The organism is Deinococcus sp. (assembly GCF_018260555.1).
Classification (GTDB): Bacteria; Deinococcota; Deinococci; order Deinococcales; family Deinococcaceae; genus Deinococcus.
In genome coordinates this window covers 1-4,250 of sequence record NZ_JAGLBB010000120.1, presented here as the reverse complement: position 1 = coordinate 4,250, position 4,250 = coordinate 1, and the positions used below count along the sequence as shown (strand labels likewise).

Below are 4,250 nucleotides of genomic sequence, written 5' to 3'. Positions count from 1 at the left end.
GAATGGGCTGCAAAGCCCGTTCAATCCGAGCGAAGCGAGTGGGAGCAAAACGGGTTCCGGACGTGGAGCCGGCAATCTGGCGAAGTTCCGGGTTGTCGGCGAAACAGACGGAATCCGTATCATACGGACTCCGGCGGCCTGGTTTGGTTTCATGCGAACGGACTCGGAGAGCCGCGCCGCAGAGTGAAAGAGCGAGTTCCGGGCATGGCGTTGGCAATCCGGTGTGCTGGCGGGTGGGGAACGGACCTCAGTCTGGATGACCCGTACAGTACCCACATGCGCCACGACCTGACCCTGAGCCAAGGCCCGTACACCCTGCGCCCCCTGACCACCGCTGACACCGCCCCTCTGTTAGCCCTGGCGCAGGCGCACGCCGCCGAGTACGCCCGCATGGGCACCCTCCCCACCCAGGAGCGGTACTACACCGGCGCGCTGGACGCCCCGGATCAGATGCCGTTCGTGAAACTGGTCGGCGGCGAACTGGCGGGCGCCACCCGCTTCATGGAGATGCGCCCCGCGCACCGCCGCCTGGAGATCGGCAGCACGTGGCTGGCCCCGGCGTTCATGCGCACGCCCGCCAACCGCACCTTCAAACGCCTCCTGCTGGACCACGCCTTCGGCCAGATGGGCATGCTGCGCGTGGAGATCAAGACGGACCTTCTGAACACCCGCAGCCAGCAGGCCATCGAGCGCCTGGGCGCCACCCGCGAGGGCGTGCTGCGTCAGCACATGGCCCGCCCGGACGGCACGCAGCGCGACACGGTCATGTACTCCATCATCGCCGCCGAGTGGCCGCAGGTGCGGGCGCGGCTGCTGGGACAGACAGACTGACTCTCTCTACTCGCCAATCAGCAGCGGGTACGGGTTGATGGCCCCGCCCCCCGCGTAGATCCCGTAGTGCAGGTGCGGGGGCGTGCCCTTCGCGTTTCCGCTGTCGCCCACGTAGCCCACCACGTCGCCCGCCTCGACCCAGTCGCCGCGTTTCAGGTCCGGGTAGCGTTCCAGGTGCGCGTAGTAGTGCCGCTGACCGCCCGGCCCGAGGATCATGACGGTGCGGCCGCCCAGGTTGTTCGGGCCGACGTTCACGATCACGCCGCGCGTGGTGGCGTGGATGGGCGTGCCGCGCGGCGCGAAGATGTCTACGCCCTCGTGCGTGCGGCCCTGACTGCGCGCCCCGCCCCAGGTGTCCACGAAGCGCTGGCCCGGCAGTGGGTTGGGCAGCGAGGCCTCGGTCGCCCCCGGGGCCGAGAGCAGGGCCGCGTACCGGCGTGCGCCTTCCAGTTGCGGCCACAGCAGGAGTGCCGCGCCGCCCAGCACCGCCAGCGTGACCAGCCAACCCAGCACCCGCCTCACCCTTGCCCTCTGTCCCGACCCAGCCTCATGGTCTCAGGATGGCGTGTGGGGACCGCGGCGGAACCGGACAAAAGTTGCAGAGTGCGCCGGGCATGAAGGCCGCCTGAACCAACCGTGCCTGCCGCTCCCGCACACCGCGCCCCTCAAGGTAGACTGCCCGGATGCCTGCGCGTTCCCACCCCATTCCAGCGTACCTCTGGACGCTGCCCGGCGGCCTGACGGTCGCCTTTGAACGCCGGACCGGACCCGGATTTGCCTTCGATCTGCGCGTGCCCGTCGGCAGCGCCCACGACCCCGCCGGGCACGAGGGCGCCAGCGCCGTCCTGGAAGAATGGCTGTTCAAGGGCGCGGGTGGCCTGGACGCCCGCGCCCTGCAGGACGCCTTCGATGACCTGGGCGTGCGGCGGGGCGGCGGCGTCGGCCCCGAGGCGACCCGCTTCTCTGTCAGCGGCCTGAGCGCCGACCTGGGCGCCGCGCTGACCCTGACCGCCAGCGTCCTGAACGATCCGCACCTACCGGAAGATGAACTGCCGGTCCTGACTGATCTGGCCCGCCAGGACCTTGAGGGTCTGTTGGACAGTCCCGCCGACCGCCTTGCCACGCTGGCGCGTCAGACGGCGTTCCCTACCCCGCCCGGCGCGCCCATGGCCGGGTACGGCCACCCCGCCAGCGGCACCCCGCAGGGCCTCGAAGCCCTGACGCCCGGTACGCTCCGCACGCACCTGCAACGGTACGGGCAGGCGGGCAGCGTCCTGGGTCTCGTCGCGGACCTTGATCCCGAACAGGCGCGCGAGCTGACGGCCGGCGCCCTGGGCGGCCTGCGCCCCGGCGCGCACGACCCGATCCCTGCCACGTTGCGTACCCGCGCCCGCGCGCACACCACCGACCCGGACGCCGAACAGACCCACCTGAGCCTCACCATGCCCGGCGTGCCCCCCGGCCACCCCGACTGGATGGCGTGGCAGGTGGCCCTGACCGCCCTGAGCGGCGGCAGCGCCAGCCGACTGTTTCACGCGGTGCGGGAGGAACGTGGTCTCGCGTACGCCGTCAGTGCCAACCCCGTCATCCTGGGCGGCAGCGGCTTCCTGAGCGCCTACGCCGGCAGCACCCCCGCCCGCGCCCCCGAAACGCTTCAGGTCATCCTGGCGGAACTGCGCCGGCTCCCGCAGGGCCTGACGCCCGCCGAATTCGAACGCGCCCGCGCCGGACTGGCCGTCAGCGTCGTGTTCGGCGCGGAAAGCATGCGCGCCCGCGCCCACGCACTGACCCGCGACGCCGCCGTGTTCGGCCGCATCCGCAGCGTCAGCGAACTCCGCGAGTCCCTCAGCACCCTGACCCTGGACGACGTGAACCGCTTCCTGACCCGCTACCACCCCGCGCCCGACGCCACCACCGTCACCATCGGCCCTGACGGGCACGGCCCCGAATTGCGCGAACCCCAAACTCAAGAGTTCCAGTCACATGAACGCCAGTCACACGAACCCCAGTCATACGAACACGGGGCACCCGCCACGGACAGCGCCCCCAGCGAAGGACCCCATGCCTGACCCCACCCACCCCACGGCGCCCACCACCCAGCGGCATACCCTCTCCAACGGCCTCACCCTGCTTCTCGAACCCGACCCGCACGCCCAGACCACCGCCGCCGGGTACTTCGTCAACACTGGCAGCCGCGACGAAACCCCCACCGAAATGGGCGCCAGTCACTTCATCGAACACCTCCTCTTCAAAGGCAGCGACACCCTCAGCGCCGCCCAACTCAACGAACGCCTCGACGACCTCGGCGGCAACGCCAACGCCTTCACCAGCGAAGAAGCCACCGTCTACCACGCCGCCACCCTCCCCGAACACACCCCGGAACTCCTCAGCACCCTTACCGAACTCATGCGCCCCGCCCTGCGCGACACGGACATCCACACCGAACGCGGCGTCATCCTCGAAGAAATCGCCATGTACGCCGAACAACCCACCGTCCGCGTCACCGACGAACTCCGCGCCGACTACTGGGGCGCCCACCCCCTCGGCTGGCCCATCCTCGGCACCACCGACACCGTCACCGCCCTCACCCCCGACGCGCTGCGCCGCAACCACCGGCAACGCTACGGCGCGCAGCGCGTCACCCTCACCCTCACCGGCCAGTTCAACCCCACCCACGCCCTCGACTGGGCCACCACCCACCTGAGCGACTGGCCCGCCGCCACCCCCCACACCCACACCCCCGCCCACCCACAGCACCCCCGCACCACCCGCACCATCCACGACCCCACCCTCACCCGCGTGCAAGTCACCGCCGCCACCCCCGGCCTGGGCGCCACCCACCCCCTACGCGAAGCCGCGCACATCCTCGCCGACCTCATCGGCGGCGAGAACGGCGCCCTCTACTGGCACCTCACCGACACCGGCACCTGCGACAGCGCCGACCTCGGCCACCTCGAATACCACGACACCGGCACCTTCGAAGGCGGCTTCTCCTGCGACCCCGACCGCGCCCCCGCCGCCCTCGCCACGTACCGCCACGTCCTCGCAGGCGCCGACACCCTCATCACCCCGCCCGCCGTGCGCCGCGCCGCCCGCAAACTCGCCGTCAGCACCCTCCTGCGCGCCGAAACCCCCCAGGGTCGCCTGTTCACCCTCGGCATGGAATACCTTGCCACCGGCCACACCCTCAGCACCGAGGAACACGTCCGCCGCTACGAACAGGTCACCGCCGACGACGTCCGCGAAGTTCTGCGCCTGTGCCCACTGAACGAACTGACCGTCGTGGCTCTCGGGCCGATCAGGGCTCTCTGACTGGAAGGTAGGCGCCTGGCGGCGGGCCTCCCCACCCCCCAGCCCCCTCCCCCAGGGGGGCAGGGGGAGCCGGCGTTGCACTGGGCAAGAGATTTGACTATTGCGGC

General features: G+C 70.8%; 5 protein-coding genes. 4 read left to right on the top strand and 1 reads right to left on the bottom strand.

Features of this window, described 5'->3' with window-relative positions; translation table 11 throughout:
* Together QZ271_RS14035 and QZ271_RS14030 are read left to right on the top strand one after the other, a co-directional pair.
* The coding region (locus QZ271_RS14035) for a hypothetical protein (RefSeq protein WP_291432518.1) at positions 1-187 on the top strand (187 nt) is incomplete at its 5' end.
* 89 nt (positions 188-276) lie between these two features.
* The gene (locus tag QZ271_RS14030) at positions 277-831 is read left to right on the top strand and encodes a GNAT family protein (RefSeq protein ID WP_291432516.1); all 555 of its coding nucleotides are present in this window, start codon (positions 277-279) and stop codon (positions 829-831) included.
* A gap of 6 nt (positions 832-837) precedes the next feature.
* On the opposite strand, the gene QZ271_RS14025 is transcribed toward QZ271_RS14030, so the two are convergent.
* Entirely contained in the window at positions 838-1,353 is a 516-nt protein-coding gene (locus tag QZ271_RS14025; RefSeq protein WP_291432514.1) for a M23 family metallopeptidase, read from the bottom strand.
* A 161-nt stretch (positions 1,354-1,514) separates the two neighbouring features.
* Here QZ271_RS14025 and QZ271_RS14020 point away from each other — a divergent pair, with 161 nt between their 5' ends.
* Complete coding sequence (locus QZ271_RS14020) at positions 1,515-2,900, top strand: pitrilysin family protein (RefSeq protein WP_291432512.1); 1,386 nt, start codon at positions 1,515-1,517, stop codon at positions 2,898-2,900.
* A complete protein-coding gene (locus tag QZ271_RS14015) occupies positions 2,893-4,143 on the top strand; it encodes a pitrilysin family protein (protein ID WP_291432511.1) in 1,251 nt (416 codons plus the stop codon). Before QZ271_RS14020 ends, QZ271_RS14015 begins: the two co-directional genes overlap by 8 nt.
* Positions 4,144-4,250 lie beyond the last annotated feature (107 nt).

Excerpts from the sequence above, each read along its gene's own strand:
- QZ271_RS14030 (WP_291432516.1), top strand. The coding sequence starts at position 277 with ATGCGCCACGACCTGACCCTGAGCCAAGGCCCGTACACCCTGCGCCCC.
- QZ271_RS14020 (WP_291432512.1), top strand. The coding sequence starts at position 1,515 with ATGCCTGCGCGTTCCCACCCCATTCCAGCGTACCTCTGGACGCTGCCC.
- QZ271_RS14015 (WP_291432511.1), top strand. The coding sequence starts at position 2,893 with ATGCCTGACCCCACCCACCCCACGGCGCCCACCACCCAGCGGCATACC.